Annotated in this window: 18 protein-coding genes; 9 read left to right on the plus strand and 9 right to left on the minus strand. The window is 39.4% G+C overall.

What is annotated here, in order from left to right; translation table 11 throughout:
- Nucleotides 1-36: 36 nt before the first annotated feature.
- The 3 genes from AM592_RS20205 to AM592_RS20215 are packed head-to-tail and all read right to left on the minus strand — an operon-like array spanning nucleotide 37 to nucleotide 1,693.
- The gene (locus tag AM592_RS20205; RefSeq protein ID WP_053605439.1) at nucleotides 37-375 is read right to left on the minus strand and encodes a YrdB family protein; all 339 of its coding nucleotides are present in this window, start codon (nucleotides 373-375) and stop codon (nucleotides 37-39) included.
- Nucleotides 372-1,061: an MBL fold metallo-hydrolase gene (locus AM592_RS20210; protein ID WP_053605440.1), complete on the minus strand. Its 690-nt coding sequence runs from the start codon at nucleotides 1,059-1,061 to the stop codon at nucleotides 372-374. The genes AM592_RS20205 and AM592_RS20210 overlap by 4 nt, the downstream gene beginning before the upstream one ends.
- On the minus strand, nucleotides 1,058-1,693 hold the full coding sequence (locus tag AM592_RS20215; protein ID WP_053605441.1) for a TetR/AcrR family transcriptional regulator: 636 nt from the start codon (nucleotides 1,691-1,693) through the stop codon (nucleotides 1,058-1,060). Before AM592_RS20215 ends, AM592_RS20210 begins: the two co-directional genes overlap by 4 nt.
- Nucleotides 1,694-2,278: 585 nt before the next feature.
- On the opposite strand from AM592_RS20215, the gene AM592_RS20220 reads away from it, so the two are divergent.
- The 7 genes from AM592_RS20220 (at nucleotide 2,279) to AM592_RS20250 (ending at nucleotide 9,565) form a co-directional block, all read left to right on the plus strand.
- Nucleotides 2,279-3,244 carry an amidohydrolase family protein gene (locus tag AM592_RS20220; protein WP_053605442.1) on the plus strand — a complete coding sequence of 322 codons (966 nt, stop codon included), beginning with the start codon at nucleotides 2,279-2,281 and terminating at the stop codon, nucleotides 3,242-3,244.
- Nucleotides 3,234-4,511 (plus strand): sugar ABC transporter substrate-binding protein, encoded by a 1,278-nt coding sequence (locus AM592_RS20225; protein WP_053606193.1) that lies wholly within the window; start codon nucleotides 3,234-3,236, stop codon nucleotides 4,509-4,511. The genes AM592_RS20220 and AM592_RS20225 overlap by 11 nt, the downstream gene beginning before the upstream one ends.
- Before the next feature lie 54 nt (nucleotides 4,512-4,565).
- The gene (locus AM592_RS20230) at nucleotides 4,566-5,489 is read left to right on the plus strand and encodes a carbohydrate ABC transporter permease (RefSeq protein ID WP_053605443.1); all 924 of its coding nucleotides are present in this window, start codon (nucleotides 4,566-4,568) and stop codon (nucleotides 5,487-5,489) included.
- A 19-nt stretch (nucleotides 5,490-5,508) separates the two neighbouring features.
- The gene (locus tag AM592_RS20235) at nucleotides 5,509-6,327 is read left to right on the plus strand and encodes a carbohydrate ABC transporter permease (RefSeq protein WP_053605444.1); all 819 of its coding nucleotides are present in this window, start codon (nucleotides 5,509-5,511) and stop codon (nucleotides 6,325-6,327) included.
- A gap of 75 nt (nucleotides 6,328-6,402) precedes the next feature.
- A complete protein-coding gene (locus tag AM592_RS20240) occupies nucleotides 6,403-6,957 on the plus strand; it encodes a GrpB family protein (RefSeq protein ID WP_053605445.1) in 555 nt (184 codons plus the stop codon).
- Nucleotides 6,958-7,221: 264 nt separating this feature from the next.
- Nucleotides 7,222-8,184 carry an oxygen-dependent tRNA uridine(34) hydroxylase TrhO gene (trhO, locus tag AM592_RS20245; protein WP_053605446.1) on the plus strand — a complete coding sequence of 321 codons (963 nt, stop codon included), beginning with the start codon at nucleotides 7,222-7,224 and terminating at the stop codon, nucleotides 8,182-8,184.
- A gap of 178 nt (nucleotides 8,185-8,362) precedes the next feature.
- Nucleotides 8,363-9,565 carry an ornithine--oxo-acid transaminase gene (locus AM592_RS20250; protein ID WP_053605447.1) on the plus strand — a complete coding sequence of 401 codons (1,203 nt, stop codon included), beginning with the start codon at nucleotides 8,363-8,365 and terminating at the stop codon, nucleotides 9,563-9,565.
- 37 nt (nucleotides 9,566-9,602) lie between these two features.
- On the opposite strand, the gene AM592_RS20255 is transcribed toward AM592_RS20250, so the two are convergent.
- The 4 genes from AM592_RS20255 to AM592_RS20270 all read right to left on the minus strand — a co-directional run bounded on the left by AM592_RS20255 (nucleotide 9,603) and on the right by AM592_RS20270 (nucleotide 14,912).
- Nucleotides 9,603-10,394 carry an SDR family NAD(P)-dependent oxidoreductase gene (locus AM592_RS20255; protein WP_053605448.1) on the minus strand — a complete coding sequence of 264 codons (792 nt, stop codon included), beginning with the start codon at nucleotides 10,392-10,394 and terminating at the stop codon, nucleotides 9,603-9,605.
- A 213-nt stretch (nucleotides 10,395-10,607) separates the two neighbouring features.
- Entirely contained in the window at nucleotides 10,608-12,299 is a 1,692-nt protein-coding gene (locus AM592_RS20260; protein ID WP_053605449.1) for a glycoside hydrolase family 13 protein, read from the minus strand.
- A 72-nt stretch (nucleotides 12,300-12,371) separates the two neighbouring features.
- Complete coding sequence (locus AM592_RS20265; RefSeq protein ID WP_053605450.1) at nucleotides 12,372-13,604, minus strand: MFS transporter; 1,233 nt, start codon at nucleotides 13,602-13,604, stop codon at nucleotides 12,372-12,374.
- Nucleotides 13,605-13,919: 315 nt separating this feature from the next.
- Nucleotides 13,920-14,912, minus strand: a complete 993-nt coding sequence (locus tag AM592_RS20270; protein ID WP_053605451.1) for a LacI family DNA-binding transcriptional regulator — start codon at nucleotides 14,910-14,912, stop codon at nucleotides 13,920-13,922.
- A 220-nt stretch (nucleotides 14,913-15,132) separates the two neighbouring features.
- Between AM592_RS20270 and AM592_RS20275 the strand changes: the two genes are divergently transcribed.
- Both AM592_RS20275 and AM592_RS20280 read left to right on the plus strand, forming a co-directional pair.
- Entirely contained in the window at nucleotides 15,133-15,870 is a 738-nt protein-coding gene (locus AM592_RS20275; RefSeq protein ID WP_053605452.1) for a sulfite exporter TauE/SafE family protein, read from the plus strand.
- Between the two features lie 14 nt (nucleotides 15,871-15,884).
- A complete protein-coding gene (locus AM592_RS20280) occupies nucleotides 15,885-16,226 on the plus strand; it encodes a YunG family protein (protein ID WP_098945268.1) in 342 nt (113 codons plus the stop codon).
- A gap of 35 nt (nucleotides 16,227-16,261) precedes the next feature.
- Here the strand turns inward: AM592_RS20280 and AM592_RS20285 are convergent, their stop codons facing one another.
- A complete protein-coding gene (locus AM592_RS20285) occupies nucleotides 16,262-16,921 on the minus strand; it encodes a carboxymuconolactone decarboxylase family protein (RefSeq protein WP_053605453.1) in 660 nt (219 codons plus the stop codon).
- A gap of 292 nt (nucleotides 16,922-17,213) precedes the next feature.
- On the minus strand, nucleotides 17,214-18,578 hold the full coding sequence (locus AM592_RS20290) for a PTS ascorbate transporter subunit IIC (protein WP_053605454.1): 1,365 nt from the start codon (nucleotides 18,576-18,578) through the stop codon (nucleotides 17,214-17,216).
- Nucleotides 18,579-18,606: the final 28 nt, after the last annotated feature.

The following is an 18,606-nucleotide window of genomic DNA, read 5'->3' on the forward strand; positions in this document are numbered from 1 at the left end:
AATGCTTCTTCGATCTTCTTATTTAAATCGCATGTATCAAAACCCCAGCCAATAATCCAACCCAATCACAACGAGAACAACGATGAAAAAAATGATAGCGAGTGTTTTCTGTCCGGCAAAGTATAAGGCGGCTGCTGCAGCACCGAAAATAACAAGCTTCAAGAGAATTCCTATTGGAACAGAAACGGGAATTGTTGCTTTTGGAGATACGAACATTCCCCAAAAGATGGCGACAAGCAACGGCGTGCCGATTCCAACGATCAGTTTGACAGCTAATCCTTTATCGAGCTGAAAGCCCCAATAAACAAATGCTACTAAAGCCGAGAGTTCTAAAAGAAAAAGGATGGCTAACACGGTATATTCTATGATGATCATATGGAGAGGCTGCTTATTTCTTTACCAAAGTTCTGAAGGTATTCGTCTAAGTGATCGGCGGGCTGAAATACTGAATTCCCGTGACAGACCTCCAATCGCTTCGGTTTCAATTTCCTGACGATCGTGCTGCTTTTGATCGCTTCATTCATATCGGCTGTAAACATTGGCATGGGCCGGTGAAGCTTCCCTTTTTTAGAGGTGAAGAGATCACCTGCGAGCATTACTTCATTCTTTTCGTGATAAAAAACGACATGCCCCGGTGAATGGCCAGGTGTAAGGTAAGGGGTGAGTTCTGCCATCCTAGTTAAGTTTCCGTGCTCATCTTCAGGAAGTGCTTTGGCTATCTCTTTTGAAACGGATTGGGCGGCTTTTTTTCGGCGTGGATAAGGCAGTTCTCCGTCCATATACGGGATTTCGATTCGATGCGCATAAACCGGGACATTTGCTGTTTTTAAAATAGAAGAAATCGCCCCTGTATGATCCGAATGGCCATGCGTTAACAGAATTCTTTGAAGTGGTCCGGCCTGCAGCTCATCAATAAATGATAAAATGCTTTTAGCCATCGAAGGTATGCCTGCATCAATGAGTGTGACTCCATCGTCATCAGTAACGATCCACACGTGAACCGGGATTATCATCCACGTTTTCAAGCTCCAAATATGCTCTGAAATTTGTTGTTTTTTCATTTTTCATCTGCTCCCTGATTTATTTTTTCTTTAAAACCAAAAAGAATGACATCAACGGCTTCATCAAAGGTTGATGATAATCTATTCATCAATTCTTCGACTGATTCATTCGAATAAGTGTAAGTGCTCACGGTTCCATGGAGGTTATAGAAAAAAATACGCGTAAATGTTAATAGCTGTTCGTTTTTCGGTATAGAGAGACATTCCTGAATGACGCTCATCAATAAAGCAAACATATTGTTGCGAAGTTTATTAATTTCGAGCTTTGGATCTTTCTCATCGATCCTGGTAGATTGTGCGGCGATAATGATTGTGTACATGTTTTTGTTCTGTAAACAAAAATGGATAAATTTATGGCTGATTTGTTTCAATCTGTCTTCTGGGGTTAAAGCATCATGCTGTGCGATTTGTTCCATTTGCTTTTGCAATTTGAGCAATGAAGGCATTGAAAGCTGGTGGAGCAGAGCTTCCTTATCCTTAAAATAAATATAAATCGTCGTATGTGAGCAGCCTGCTTTTTTCGCGATTTGCCGCATCGTTACTGTGTCATACCCCCGGTCGGCAAACAGTTCCTTTGCAGCAGTAAGGATATTATTTTTTGTTTCATCTGAACGCTGGTCAATTTTAGTCATTGATGAGAATTCTCCTTTTATCCCGCATTAATGGGCAGTAAGTCCCCCGCCACAAAGCTGTCGGCAGGTGAACAGGCGGGGGACGGCTGCCTGTAAAAGCCAATTGGTTCACCTAACATGTACGGAGGCTATTCTTCGAAACCCTTGCTGGTTGAAGGGGTACTTTATAACCATTGGTTACTAACCTATGGTTATAATATAACCGACGGTTACCAGAGAAGTCAAATTATTAACTTAATACCAACTTGACTTATAGGAATAATATAATTAATATTGGTAACATATTCTAGTAAACACTTTTGTAAAGAATCTCGCATAACTGAACGGCTAATAATATAGAGGTGATGCTGTAAAGAAATAGATTTAATTTTTATAGGAATCAATAAAAGAAGATTTGATAATCGATATGTCTACATGAGTGATGTTACAAAATATTGAGGAATTAGATGATTATCCAAAACAATGTTTTTGTCCGCATGTCTGTTGGGGGAAAGTTGTGAAAATATTCGAATGATGTGTGGAATTAACGGGTATAGTTACAGCCCGCTTTCATGTTACATAATTTTAGTAAGGGATGGGAACTTCATGTTATTTAAGGCCCCTTTTAGAGTAGTTGATATTCATGGACATTTGCCATACTCTCTTTCTTTTATCACAAAAAACAAAGTGGTTAATGAGTACAACAAAGACCGTTCCGACCGAATGAAACTTACTTGGGATTTCCCGAACACAAAACAAGAAACCGAACAAAATGATCTTGAAGCTCCTCTCATTGAGCGTTGGGAAAAAGAACTTGACGCCTATCAAATTGATACTCTGAATTTTTTAACGGCAGAAAGTAATGACATAATGGCTAGTTATATTAGATTCAACCCCTCAAGATTTACCGGCTTTGCTTACCATTCGATTGAAAGAGAGGATGCTCATCTTGAATTAAAGCGGGCAGTGGAGGAACTGGGATTGAAGGGATATAAGCTATTTGGCCCGCTTGTTAATAAGGATTTCCACGATCCGTCTCTTAAAAAAGTTTGGACATACTTAGCAGATAAGAGATTGCCAGTTTTAATCCATTTTGGTTTGTTGGGAAGAGCAGGGGGGATTGTCAATCATCAAAACATCAGTCCCCTTTCAATTTTTCAAGTAGCTAGAGAGTATCCTGAGATACCCATCATCATTCCGCACTTTGGTGCAGGTTATTTTCAAGAGCTGCTTCACCTTTGTTGGAGCTGCCCGAACATTTACATTGATACTTCGGGATCAAATCAATGGGTGAGATGGATGCCATACCATCTTGATTTGGAAATTTTGTTTCGTAAAACCTTTGAATTGATTGGATCGAAACGGATCATTTTTGGAACAGATTCAAACGGATTTCCAAGAGGGTACGTTTATAGATATCTCCAGGATCAGGTCCGAACGTGCAGAGAGATGAATATGCGCGAAGATGATCTTGAAAACATTTTTGGTAATAACGCCAGATATCTATTGGGAATTGAGAAGAAAGACCGTAACAATTATAAAAGGGGGAAAGAAGTTGAAAATGAATTATAAATTAATCCTGTTGTTAGCTTTTTCAATATTACTTTTTACAGGATGTTCAAGTAAAGACACAGCAAGTTCGGGTAGCGACACTGTTGAAATTGAATACTGGCAGTATTCTTTTGATTCAAAAGTTCATTTAATGGATGATCTAATTAAACAATTTGAAGAAGAAAATCCGGGTATCAAGATTAAGCAGACAACGTTTCCGTATGAACAGTACAACCAAAAAATTGCAGCATTAGTCCCCGCTGGGAAAGGGCCGGATGTTATTAATCTGTATTATGGATGGTTGCCTAAATATGTGAAATCAGGCTTTTTACAGCCTTTGCCTAAGGACGATTTTCCACAGGAGCAAATTGAAAGTGAATATTTCCCATTTATTCAAACGTCAAAGCTGGATGGTGAATATTATTCGCTTCCTACTGCTGTTCGCACACTAGCTCTTTTTTATAACAAAGATTTATTCAAAAAAGCCGGTTTGGATCCTGAACATCCTCCGACAACATGGGATGAGCTAATCGATATAGGCAAAAAGCTAACGGTAAGGGACAAGAATGGAAAACTGATTACAGAAGGGCTTGCCTGGCAGCCTGAAGCCCAACTGCACACCTGGTTTAGAGACGGCCTTCTCTATCAGGCAGGCGGAAAAGACCAAAGTGATGATTACAAGAAAATTCTTTGGGACGACAATAACGCTGGTTTAGAAGCATTTAAATATTTAGTCGAACTATCAACCGTCCATAAAATAGGGGAGAAAGACTTTTATACCGATGACTCTACAGCTTTCAAAACAGGTAAAGCCGCTATGAATATTGATGGCTCCTTTCGCTTAGGAGATTTAAAGAAAGGGGCTCCCGATTTAAATTATGGTGTGGCACCTCTTCCTTCCTATAAAGAAAAAGCCACACCTGCAACTTACTGGGCAAATGGAATAACCGCAAATGTAGATGGGAAAAAACTAGAGGCATCCGTAAAGTTTTTGCAATTTTTAGCGAGTGACAAAGTCATGGAAAAATGGTCTGATGAAATTGGCGAGCTCCCGGCCAAGAAAGAAGTCGCACTGCAAGACAAGTATGTAAATGATCCGATTATTGGATCTTTTGTCAACCAGTTGCCTGATGGGAAATCTCACTTCTTTATTGATGAAAATGTGGAAAGGCAGTATATCCTCGACGCAATAAATAAGGTTCTGCTAAAACAGACTAGTGTTGAAGGTGCATTTGCAGAATTAGAAGAAAAAACCCAAAGCTTGTTTGATGAATATTGGAATCAGTAGAAAAACAAAGAGAGAACTTTTTTAATTTCTCTCTTTTAATAGGGGGGAAACAAATTGGACTATGTCGGACAAAAACGAGCCAAAAGCAAATCGAAAATCTATCGAATGACCCTTACCCAGCAAAAATACCTGTTTGTTTATGGTAGCTTGGCGATTCCATTGCTGTTTTTTATTTCCATCCGTTTTTTTCCCATGCTTTACACGTTTAATATCGGTTTTAGGGAATGGAATATTATGTCTCAGGATAAGCCGTTTGTTGGCTTAAATAATTATGTTCAGTTATTTCAAGATCCTGTTTTTGGTAAGGCGTTGAGTAATACTTTGATTTACGTTGTCATAGGTGTATCTCTTCAATTGATAGTAGGACTGGCCATTGCTTTATTACTGCAAAAGATCAATAAGTTTCAAGGACTGTTTCGGGTGCTCTATTTTATTCCTTATATCACGAGTGCGGTAGCCATTAGCTGGGTGATTAAGTGGATTTTTATGAATAATGGAATCATTAATGATATTTTGTTGAGTATCGGTTTCGAAAAGCAATTGTTTCTTCAATCCCCTGATCAAGCTATTTATATCGTAATTGCAACCATCATCTATCAAGGGCTTGGTTTTCAAATAATTATCTTTTTGGCCGGACTTGAAAACATCCCGACTATTTATTATGAAGCGGCAGATATTGACGGGGCTGGAGCATGGAAGAAGTTTTTGCATATAACCATTCCTCTGCTGAATCCAACGATTGTTTTTTCCGCTATAATAGCAACGATCAATTTTTTACAAAGTTTTACTCAGGTAGAAAATATGACAGGAGGAGGACCGCTTAACTCAACGATTACCATTGTTCAATACATTTATCAATTGGCTTTCAGTCAGTTTAAAATGGGATATGCTTCTGCGGCAACCGTTATTCTCTTTTTGATCATTTTTATGATCACTATCTTTCAAACAAAAGTGCTAACCAAAAAATTTGAATATTGAAAAGAAAGAGGTGAGAAACATGGCAGCTAGCCAAAAGGCATTGCAAATTGTTTTCTATATTGTGTTAATGTTTGGCGCAATTCTTATGATATTTCCTTTTCTATGGATGATTTCTACCTCATTCAAAGTACCGGCAGAAATATTTTCATTTCAATTGATACCGGAAAATCCAACGATACAAAACTACATTAGAATTTTTACTGACACGTTATTTGGCAGATGGTTTCTAAATAGCCTGTTCATTGCTTCTTTAACTACACTTAGCGTGGCTTTTTTTGATACTTTAATAGGATATATTTTGGCTAAATTCTCCTTTGTTGGACAAAAGGTCATTTTTTTTGCAATTCTAAGTTCATTAATGGTTCCAACAGAAATGCTGATCATACCTTGGTATATCATGTCTTCCCAATTGGGGTGGGTAGATACGTACTGGGGTATCATGTTTCCTGGTGTTATTTCGGCATTCGGTATTTATCTAATGAAACAATTTATCGAATCGATTCCCGATGATTTGTTGGATGCTGCACGAATTGATGGAATGAGCGAATTTGGCATTTTTATAAAAATTGTTATTCCACTTGTCAAACCAGCAATATCCGCATTATGTATTTTTACTTTCTTGGGAAACTGGAATGCGTTTCTGTGGCCTCTAATCATCAGCCAATCAGAAGATGTTAGGACGTTGCCAGTAGGGTTGGCTTTTTTTTCAAGTGAAAACGAATCAAATTGGGAAATGGTAATGACGGGTGCTGCTCTATCGGTCATTCCTTTAATACTTGTTTTCCTGTTTTTCCAAAAGCGAATTATTAAGGGAATCACTCTTACAGGGTTAAAATAAGGTTATGTTAAACTACACTGTTACAAATTTTCGTTCTGTAATAGGGTTAAATTGTCGTTCGGAGATGATTTACCTGTGAACCTCAAGAACAACAGTAACTTTCCTGTTTGGGCAATAGAATCAGTAGAAATAAAAAATCCTGATCCTGTGTGGATCATAAAAGGTAATGAGGAAAGACAGAAACTATATAAACTGCTTTCTATTTTTGGTGTTACTGAGATTGAGCATATTGGGAGCACTTCCATACCTAATTTGCCAGCTAAACCGATCATTGATTTAATGGCTTCAATTCCATCTATGGAGCAAATTAACGAAATGGCACAGAAATTAGTTTCCTATGGATGGCATTATGTGCCACCCGAATTAGATAATCGGCCATGGAGAAGATTTTTTGTTAAGGTGAAGAACGATAAGCGTGCCGCACATCTGCAGCTCATGTTGAAGGGAGAAGAGCGGTGGCGAAAACAACTTTTATTCCGAAACACTTTAAGAGCGAATTCTCATTTAGTGGAAGAATACGCAATCCTTAAAAGAAGATTGGCAAAAGAATTTGCCAATGATCGAGAAGCGTATACGGAAGCAAAGGCGGAATTTGTAAAACGTGTGCTTTTAATGGATCACAATAGTTAAATTTACCGCTTTTCAATGGTGGTTCTTTTGAGCCAAAATTAACACTCAGATATAATAAAGCCTAAAAAGAATTCTAAAAAGGACTTAGAACTTGATCCTTATTGAAAAAATGTATTTACTAAAATGGGGACAAATCAATATTTTAAAATGAAAAGTGGTCTGATATCTCTGTTTTTCCAGAAAAAATATTTTTCCTGTGTCAATTTTTGTTGTATGATAAAGGATAGTAGTTTTTTAAATTAAAATTGAACAGGGTGTTTAATTATGGAATATAGAGTTTTACTTTATTATAAATATGTCCCAATCGAGGATCCTGAGCAATTTGCCATCGATCATCTGGAATTTTGCAAAGAACTCGGTTTATTAGGACGAATTCTCGTTTCAGAAGAAGGTATTAACGGTACTGTCTCAGGAACGGTTGAGCAGACTGAAAAATATATGCAGGCTTTAAGGGAGGATCCGCGCTTTGCTGATACCGTGTTTAAAGTGGATGAAGCAAGCGGCCATGCCTTCAAGAAAATGCACGTTCGCCATAAAAAGGAACTTGTCAACCTTAGCTTAGAGGATGATGTGAATCCACTCGAAATTACGGGAAAGCATCTAAGCCCGAAGGAATTTTATGAAAATATGCAGCAAGAAGATACAGTTGTGATTGACGCGCGTAATGATTATGAATACGATCTTGGGCACTTTAGAGGAGCGATTAGACCTGATATTAAGACCTTCCGTGAGTTGCCTGATTGGATTCGCGATAACAATGAAGTTCTTGAAGGAAAAAAGATTCTTACCTATTGTACAGGCGGGGTACGTTGTGAAAAATTCTCAGGATGGCTGTTAAAAGAAGGCCATCAGGATGTTTCTCAGCTGGATGGCGGTATTGTCACTTACGGCAAGGATCCCGAAGTGCAAGGTAAACTCTGGGATGGGCAGTGCTACGTATTTGACGAACGAATTAGTGTTCCAGTCAACCGCGTAGAGCATGTCATCGTCGGTAAGGATTATTTCACCAGTGAACCGTGCGAACGATATGTAAACTGTGCCAATCCTGAGTGCAACAAGCAAATCATCTGCTCAGAGGAGAACGAGTACAAATATATGCGCAGCTGCAGCCACGAATGCCGTGTGGATCCGCGCAACTTATATGTGAAAGAGCATGAAATGACAGAAGAAGAGATAAGCGCAAGACTTGCGGAAATCGACAGAGAAAATAAAGTAACGTCCAGGTAAAGCGGACTTTTTAAGATGCGGGATAAGAGATACCTTTCTTTTATCCTTTTTTATTTGCCTCAAATTTTTAAAATCGTCTTGTTGAATCTTTTGTTATTCTTTTTTACTATTAAAGGAAACAGGAACGTCTGTGACATAAGCTATACTGTAACGGAATTTGTGGAGGGGGATTTAAAAAATGGATTCGATTAGAAACGAAACGGATAAAATCATCCAACAAACCGAGGAATACGGAGCGAATAACTATCATCCTCTGCCGATCGTTATTTCTGAAGCAGAAGGGGTATGGGTGAAGGATCCTGAGAACAATCAGTATATGGATATGTTAAGTGCTTATTCTGCAGTCAACCAGGGGCATCGCCATCCTAAAATCATTCAAGCTTTAAAAGACCAGGCAGATCGCGTGACATTGACTTCACGGGCATTTCACAACGATCAGCTTGGTCCATGGTACGAAAAGATTTGCAAGTTAACGAATAAAACGATGGCTCTTCCTATGAATACAGGTGCTGAAGCAGTTGAGACAGCTGTGAAAACAGCCCGCCGCTGGGCATATGATGTCAAAGGGGTTGCCGAAAACAAGGCGGAAATCATCGCTTGCGCCGGAAATTTTCATGGCCGAACCATGACTGCCGTTTCTCTCTCCTCGGAGAATGAATATAAAAGAGGCTTTGGGCCGATGCTGCCGGGCATAAGAATCATCGATTACGGAGACATCGAAGTATTACAAGCAGCAATCACGCCAAATACTGCTGCTTTTCTTGTTGAACCGGTTCAAGGAGAAGCTGGAATTGTCCTTCCGCCTGAAGGATTTCTTCAAAAAGCAGCTGAAATTTGCAAAGATAATAACGTTTTATTTATAGCAGACGAAATTCAAGTCGGCTTGGCAAGAACGGGGAAAATGTTCGCCTATGAATGGGAAAACATTGATCCTGATATTTTGATCTTGGGAAAAGCTCTTGGCGGCGGTGTTTTCCCGATTTCTTGCGTAGTCGCTAACAAAGAGGTTTTAGGAGTTTTTAATGCCGGATCACACGGATCAACATTTGGAGGAAATCCCCTCGCTTGTGCTGTTTCGATCGCCTCACTTGAAGTGATCGAAGAGGAGGATCTCGTCAAACGGTCACTTGAGCTTGGCGGGTACTTTAAACAAAAATTAGCGGAAATCACTCATTCTCATATTAAAGAAATTAGAGGAAGAGGATTATTTATCGGCATGGAGCTTCATGAACCTGCCCGTCCGTATTGCGAAAAATTAAAGGAAGAAGGGCTGCTGTGCAAGGAGACGCACGATACAGTCATCCGTTTTGCCCCGCCTCTTGTCATCTCTAAGGAAGAGTTGGATTGGGCGATTGCAAAAATTAAAAAGGTATTTGCTTAAGTAAAAAGCGTAACCAACCCGGTTACGCTTTTTACTACTACAAGGATCTGATAATCCCGCCTTCAACCCTTTGGGCGGATCCGTTTATTGCTGAGGCTTTTCCAGAAGCCAGATACACAATGGTGCTGGCAACCTCCTTAGCCGTGGCATAACGCTGCAGGAGCGATGTTGGCTCATTCACTTTAAAATAATCTTTGACAAAGGTGTCTAACTCTTCATTGGCAGCTTGTGCAGCACCCTTCATATAGTTTTCGACGCCTTCTGTCCAAGTAGGGCCGGGCAATACGGAATTAACGGTGACATTGGTGCCTTTCGTCATTTCCGCCAGTCCTCTTGATAAGCTGATTAACGCAGTTTTTGTCATCGAATAAGGAATCATTTGCGGCAGAGGCTTCACTCCCGCTTCACTTGCCAAGTTTAAAATACGTCCGGAATCCCTTTTAAGCATAAGCGGCAGAAAATGACGGCAAAGGCGTACCGCGCTCATGACGTTTACTTCGAAGTAACGGAGCCATTCCTCATCCGACACTTCAGTAAAATCCTTCACCTCAAAAAAGCCCAGATTGTTTACAAGTACATCAACTTCACCAATGTCAGATGCTTTTTCGACAAAGGATTTGCTCTCGTCTTGATTAGCCAAGTCTGCTGCGATTCCGTGTACAGTACCGAAGGAAGAAAGCTCCTCTACTACTGCAGAAACTTTTTCTGAAGAGCGTCCATTAATAATCACCGTTGCTCCTTCCTCAAGAAAAGCCTTGGCTGCAGCCTTTCCAATCCCAGCAGTTGAGCCTGTTACGATGACGAGTTTATTTTTTAGTTGTAAATCCAATATGCATTCATCCTTTCTATAATTGGCTAGTTTAACGCAGGCTTAATGAGTTTCGCTATCATTTTGCTTTACGATAAGTTGGCAGGAGTAGCTAATAATATTCTTTTTACAAAGACTAAGCAAATATGTATTGATTGAAGAATGTTAATGATTTTATCTAACCAAATAAAAAACCAGCTGGGTTCAATTCTTGAACCCAGCTGGTTACGAATACTAATTTTCCGATTTTAATTGAAATACCCTTGCTTCAAAAGGTCTTAATAGGTTGGTTTCCATCGGTTCATTATTTTCAGCTGAATAATTACCAATAAGCAGTGGCGTTTCATTGATATTGATAGGAGATGGAAGGTGTAGCGGTACAGTTTTATCGGAAAAGTTAAGAATAACAATGATTTTTTCATTCCCTAATGAACGTGTATAAGTCCAAAGGTCTTTATCATCAGGCATCAGGTTATCATATGAACCGTGTAACAAAACTTCATTGTTCTTTCTAAGTTGAATAAGCTGCCGATAATAATGAAACACAGAATTACTGTCGGTTAGATTGTTTTGAACGTTAATTGTTTGATAATTGGGATTGATACTCAGCCACGGTTCATGTTCCGAGAACCCGGCGTTATTGCCATTATCCCAATGCATTGGAGTACGTCCGTTGTCACGGCTGCGGCGCCAAATTGTTTTTAGTGCTTCTTCCTCCGAATACCCTTCTTCCACAGCCTGTTTGTATTGGCCGATCGATGCAATATCATTGTAATATTCGATTGAAGGGAAATTTACATTCGTCATTCCCAGCTCTTGTCCTTGATAAATAAAAGGAGTTCCTTTTAAAAGCATATAAAACGTGGCCAATAATTTTGCTGGAATAGGTCCATCGACATGTTGTCCTAGAAAATGATTAATAGAGCGCGGCAAGTCGTGATTTTCAATATAAAGCGGACTCCATCCAATTTGATTAATAACTTCTTGGCTTTCAGAGATTACTTTCTTTAGCCCGGAGAGAGGACGGTCAAGCGGTTTGTACCATTTTCCGTCTTTATCTAAATCGATGTCCACATGTCCAAATTCAAAGAGCATGTCGAAAACGCCATTATCGCCGACATAGTCAGGTAAATCCCTTGCTAAAACACCGGGCGCTTCAGCAACAGTAAATATATCTTGATTAAAAGCTTTTTTCTTTAATTCATGTAAATGTTCGAGTAATCCTGGTTGATTTAATGTTCCGATATCAACAGGTGATAGGCCATCAGAAGAATCTGAAGGGAAATCATCCATCATATCACTTTTCTTAATAAAAGTAATCGCATCCAGCCTAAAGCCTGCAATACCCTTTTTTAGCCAAAAATGAATCATTTCATATAATGCTTCTCGAACCTCGGGATTATCCCAATTCAAATCCGGCTGTTTTTTAGAGAATACATGCAGATAGTACTGACCCGATCTTTCGTCATATTCCCATGCGGAGCCGCCAAATTTAGAACGCCAGTTATTTGGAGCAGACCCATCGGTTTTAGGATCTCGCCATATATACCAATCGCGTTTTTTATTGTCTTTGCTTTTTCTCGACTCGATAAACCAAGGATGTTCATCGGATGTATGGTTAAGGACCAAATCCATGATAATAGATATCTCTCGCTTTTTAGCTTCCGCAATTAAACGGTCCATATCATTCATTGTTCCGTACTCAGGCGCTATGTCCATGTAATCGGAAATATCATACCCATTGTCATCCATCGGAGAACAGAATACAGGGTTTAACCAAATAACATCGATCCCCAATTCTTTTAGATAATCCAATTTTTCAATAACACCGTTAATATCTCCAATTCCATCATGATTTGTGTCTTTAAAGCTTTTCGGATAAATTTGATAAATCACGCTATTTTGCCACCATTTTTTACTTTGCATTGATTATATCCTCCATTTTCATTGTTAGGTTTGATTGTTAGAAATATTGCCGGTTTCAATTATCAGCAAAACTTAAGCGCTTCCCTTGCTAATCGAACGAGACGGAACGATGTTTTTATGACTGCTTAATAACGTAAATGCTCCAAACAAAGTAAAAGCAAAAACGATTGCTCCCATATACAGGTATGTTTGTCTAAAACCAATCTGATCATAAAGCGATCCGACAATAGGCGATAGAACCGCAGTTCCAATCTGTGTAGAAAACTGAAAGCCTATTAAATAAAGTACTGAAGACAACCGAGTATCGAAATGTTCCGCAAGATATTTAAAAATGGCTACTAACATAGTTGCAAGCTCAAAGGCATGAATTAATTTAATAAATGAAATGCTATAAGGGTCAAAAACCAAGCCTGATCCGATCATTCTGAATGTCATAATACACCCTGCAAGTATCAGGCTGTTTTTAGCTCCAATTTTATTAACCAAAAATGGTGCCAGAAACATCGTCCCTGCTTCTAGAAAAATCTGAAGAGAATTTAAATATCCAAAAACTTGATTTCCCAAATCTGATGTCGGGAAAAGTGAAGCATAATATAAAGGAAATTGCTGGTCAAAAACCGTATATACACACGCTGATCCTAGCATAAAAATCATAAATACCCAAAAGTCTTTCAGCTTGAAAAGGTTTCCCATATCCTTGAGCGTAACAGATTCCGCTTTTTCAATTTCAATTTCATTCATTTCTACTTTTGTAAAAAAGAGAATAAAGATTAATAGTATGGCAGAGAAGGAAGCCATCCAAAAGTTAATATTTGGATCGAAATTAAAGATTCTCCCGGCAATGAAAGCAGCAGCAGCAGATCCCACTGAGCCCCACATCCGAGCGCGTCCAAATTCGAATTTGTATTTCCGGCTTACTTTTTCAATGTAAGATTCGATAGCTGCACAACCAGCAAGAAAAGTGAGCCCAAGGTAAAAACCTCCGACTAGTACACCAAACCAAAAATTCCATTTTAAAAGGGGGCCGTATACATAAATAAAGAAAGGGCCTGCCAAAACAACCAATAAACTTATAGTGTAAAGCAACGTTTTTTTCAATCCAATGCGATCTGATACGTAACCGTATAAAGGTTGGAAAGCCATGGTAAAGACAGCGTTTGCAGAAAAGATTATGCCAGTTTGAACACCGCTTAGTTTGATGCTTTGGCCAAGCCAAATGGCAAAAAATGAATAACACAATGCGTAAGAAAAGAAAAAGAAAAAGAAATACATACTAAGCTTCCAATAAATGATTCTTTTATTCATATGTGTCACCTTTCCCGTCAGGTAGTCATGCATTACTACCCGATAAATGATGGAAAACGCTTTCTCTGATTTAGATTTTACTGAAACCGATTTCATATGTCAATAATTTTTCCATGGATGATCAAGTCGTGATTATACTTGTTTTATTTTATTTCATGATCTATTTGTAGCTTAGGATTTATATGATATCGATTTCATAATTAGAAAGGAATACCCTGAATATAAAAAGGAATTCCCTTGGATACTAATCAACATCAGGATATCGACTTATTAAGCTTTAGGATACAAATAGGAGGGTGAAATCGATTTCTTATTTCAAGTTGATTTACGAACTACGAGTTGGATCGGTAATTCATAGGTTTGCACCTTAAATTCTGGATTCTTTAAGAGGTCGATTATTATTTCGATCGATTTTTTTCCCATTTGTTCTACCGGTTGTTTAATTGTGGTTAATTTAGGGTTTAATAACTCTGCGAGAGGTTGATCATCAAATCCCATAACCGCGATGTCGTCTGGGATTCTTAAACCGCATTCAATTGCTTCCATCATGATTCCGCCGGCAATTTCATCACTTCCTGTAAATACTGCTGTCGGGCGATCGTCCATTTTTAGAATATTTTTCATGACCTGTTTTCCGTCTTCAACCGTATGTTTATTTACAAATATCAGCTCTGGCTCCACTTCAATCCCTGATTCTTTCAAAGCTGTTTGAAAGCCTTGATTCCGGTCTTTATCTTTTCCTTGCTCTGCAAAAAGACCGCCGGTACAATAAGCGATCCTTTTATGGCCTTTTTCGATCAAATGTTTAATTCCAATGTATGCTCCTTTGTATTGGTTTAAATGAATCATTGGAACTTTAGAATTTTCGATATATTCGTTACAAAGCACGATAGGTCCGTATTCTATATAAGACTCTATTGCTTGCCATTCGTTTTCAATCGATGTCATGATGATCCCATCAACTTGTCTGTTTTTGAGTAAGTTTAAAAAAGCTATTTCTTTGTCCCTGTCTTCATGACTTTGACAAATAAGAACTTGATAACCTTTACTGTATGCGGCTTGTTCAATCGAATCTACCAGGTAAGCGAAAAAAGGATTAACGATCCGAGGAACTATGACGCCAATTGTAGTTGTAACTTGGCCTCTTAATTTTCTTGCGGAAGGGTTTGGAGTATAGCCAATCTCTTTCATTGTCTTCAGTACCAGATCTTTTTTTTCTTTTGAAACATAGGAATGGTTATTTATTACACGTGATACCGTTGCTTTCGACAATCCAGATAATTTTGCAACGTCGGATATTGTAGGCATATGTGCTTCCCCTTTCACCAGTAAGAACTTACACAATTTTATTTTATCAATGACCGGTCATAACCGCCACACCGGCATGTTATTACCTATTGAGAAAGTCGGTTAGTTTTGCGAATCGCTGGATTAATAAAGAAGATATTTATTTTATAAGAGTTTCAGGTTTATAATAGAAAAATTAGAACTGTGTACAGCTGTATTCCATCTTTTGGAGGCAATATTTATGCTAATTATTCTAACGATGTTCGCTTTAGGAATCTTGCTTGGATTTGTAGGCGCAGGCGGGGCAGGATTTATTATTGCGCTTTTAACGGTCGTATTTCATATCCCGATACATACAGCCCTTGGAACTTCACTCGCAGGAATGGCATTTACAAGCTTTTCGGGAGCTTTCAGCCACTACAGAGAAGGAAACATAAACATAAAAACGGGGCTGATTGTTGGTGTGTTCGCAGCGGTTGGAGCTTTCATCGGAGCTAAAATCGCTTTAGTGATACCTGAGCATATTTTACACTATTTTACTTCCGCTATGTTATTTTTATCAGCCATCCTCATGTTTGTTAAATTGTTTTTTAAAGACAGTAAGGAAGAAAAGAGGTTAAGCGAGCCGGATATGTGGATTAGAAGTATTTTCTTAGGAATCATTTCAGGAATCCTATCTGGAACGTTTGGTATAGGTTCTGCTCCCTTTATCCAAATCGGGTTGCTAATTCTGCTGCAACTGTCTATTCGCCAATCTGTCGGAACGACCATGCTTGTCATCCTACCTATTGCAATTGGAGGAGGATTTGGCTATATCACGGAGGGTGCTGTGGACTTTATACTGCTTCTGCAAATATTAATTGGTACCATGTGCGGATCTTACATTGGAGCGAAATTCACAAATTTAGCGCCGAAGCCAATGCTGAAAACGGCCTTATTTCTCACACCTGCAATTGCTGGAGTTATCCTTTTGCTATAGGAGGAAGAGAACAAGTGGATAGAAAAATAAGAAACATATTATTTAAAGCGTGGTCTTTTGAATCGAGTTCACAATGGAGCAAAGGTAACCCGGCAAAGGGGCAATGCGGGGTTACAGCATTAGTTATTAATGATTTATTCGGGGGAGACATTTTTAAGACGAAAACTGAGGGAGGCTGGCATTTTTACAATCTGATAAATGGTGAACGCTGCGATTACACAGAATCACAATTTACAAAACCCATTCAGTATTTAGATGTTGTTTCCAGCCGACAAGAGGCATTTGCCGATACAAATGAAAATCAATACATGTATTTAAAACAAAAAGTGAATCTGCTGCGATCAAGTTATAAATAAAAAAGCCGAATTGTCCGCAGTTGGACTTTCGGCCATTATTTCTCTTCTTCGTAGCTTTGAATCAAATTCACCATATGGGCGTAGGGACCTCCGGCAAGTACAGCCGATGTTACCAGGATCGCTTCGGAAAGCTCCTCTTTTGTCGCTCCAGTTTTTTCTGCTTTTTTCGTATGAGCATCAATGCAATACGGACATTCAGTAACATGGGCGGCACCGACGGCAATGATTTCTTTCAGTTTTGCGCTTAATTTGCCCTCTTTCATGGCTGCTGCACTGAAATCGGAATAGGCTTTATACCCATCAGGTGCCCATTCTTTTAAATTGTTAAGCTTTTTCACATTGGATTTGTCATAGAAAGCATCAGGGGCATTTGGATCCGAAGCATTTTGCATGTGAGAGCTATGCGCGACTGCACCGCCTGCTTCCAGTGCAGATGCAACAAATACCGCTTCCACCAATTCTTCAAGAGAAACTTCCTCCGCTTTCGCCGTCCTCGTATGAATATAAATGGAATACGTGTCTTCCTTCGCATGAGCGATTGCAACCGCAATGATTACTTTTTCTTTTCTCGATAAAGCGCCCTCTTGTAAGACCGTGCTGTTAAATTCCGAATAAGCATGCAATTGCTCAGGAGCTAGATGCTTCAATTGATTAAGCTTTGTTAGATTTTCTTGTTGATATAAGCTGTTTGACATGGGACCCACCCTTTCCTTGTTATACTATTTGTGTTTCTTTGGCGAATTATTCCTGTGTTGGGGCGATTGTATAATTAATTGAAGGAACTGTGCAAATTTGAAGTGTAATTGTTCAATTATTTAAAGAAACTGTTTAATTAATTAATGTACCTGTGCAATTAGTTAGTTCAATTGTTCGATTAGTCAAAGGAACTGTGCAATTAAGGTACCCATCTGTGCAATTCGTTGAACTACGATGAAAAAAATAGATGATTCGCAGCACGGGTTTAGCGGCTTTGAATCATCCATCTACTTAAGCTGACTCAGTCTGTTCTTTTGTACTTTTTCTAGTTTTCCAACCAAGGGCAAACAGCAAGGCAAGGATTGCTAACACAACAATGATGAAAATCAGATTCGATTGAATAGTGTTTATCATCTGGCCAAGTATGATCCCGACCAAACCGAAGTCTGCGTCGCCAAACGTCGTGCTTTGGAAACCGAGTCCACCGAGTACGGGAAGCAATAACGCCGGCAAAAAGCTGATCAGAATCCCGTTAGCCATGGCACCAATAATCGCACCACGTCTTCCTCCAGTTGCGTTTCCGAAGACTCCGGCTGCTGCTCCCGTAAAGAAATGGGGAACGAGACCGGGTACAATGACAGCTAAACCAAAGACCGGCAATAACAGCATACAAATGAGTCCGGAAATAAAGCTGAACATAAATCCTAAAATGCTCGCATTGTTGGCGAACGGAAAGACAGCGGGAGCATCCAGGGCCGGCTTGGCATTTGGCACCATTTTATCTGCAATCCCTTTAAACGCAGGGACGATTTCTCCGAGCAGCATCCGCACACCGGCTAAAATGATGTACACGCCAGCAGCGAAAGTAAGCCCTTGCATTAATGAGAAAATCAAGTAGTTTTGCCCGTCGCTAAGCTCTGACTCGATAAACTGTCCTCCGGCAAATAAGCTGACGACGAAGAATAAGATAACCATCGTTAACGAAACTGCAACCGTTGTGTCACGAAGAAAGCCGAGTGATTTTGGAACTTTAATTTCTTCGGTTGATTTTGAGTTGCCGCCAACTCGTTTGCCCAGGAATCCGGCAACGAAATAACCGATTGAACCAAAATGGCCGATTGCGATATCATCCGATTTTGTAATTTCTCTCGTATAAGGCTGTAATAAAGCAGGAAACAAAACCATTAATGAACCTAAAATAATTGCTCCGAGGATAATCAACGGAATCCCTGTAATGCCGCCAGTTGTGAGGATAACTGCAATTAAGCAAGCCATAAACATAATATGGTGACCGGTTAGAAAAATGTATTTAAACGGCGTGATTCGGGCTAAAATGATATTCACAATCATCCCAAACAGCATAATCATTGCCGTTTCCGCGCCGAAGCTTTCTTGCGCGACAGCGACGATTGCTTCATTGTTAGGAATGATGCCGTCTACATGAAAAGCATGGTTGAACATGCTGCTGAACTTATCAAGCGAGCCAATAATGACGGTTGCGCCGGCACCTAAGATGACAAAGCCAAGAACGGTTTTGAGTGTGCCGGAGACTACGTCGGCTGCCGATTTTCGCTGAGCTAACAGCCCAACTAATGCAAACAGCCCGACTAATATTTCCGGTGTGCCGAGAATATCGTTCATAATGAGGTCAATCATCAACGTTTCCTCCTTTTCCTTATCTTGC

This window comes from Bacillus gobiensis, assembly GCF_001278705.1.
Taxonomy (GTDB): domain Bacteria; phylum Bacillota; class Bacilli; order Bacillales; family Bacillaceae; genus Bacillus; species Bacillus gobiensis.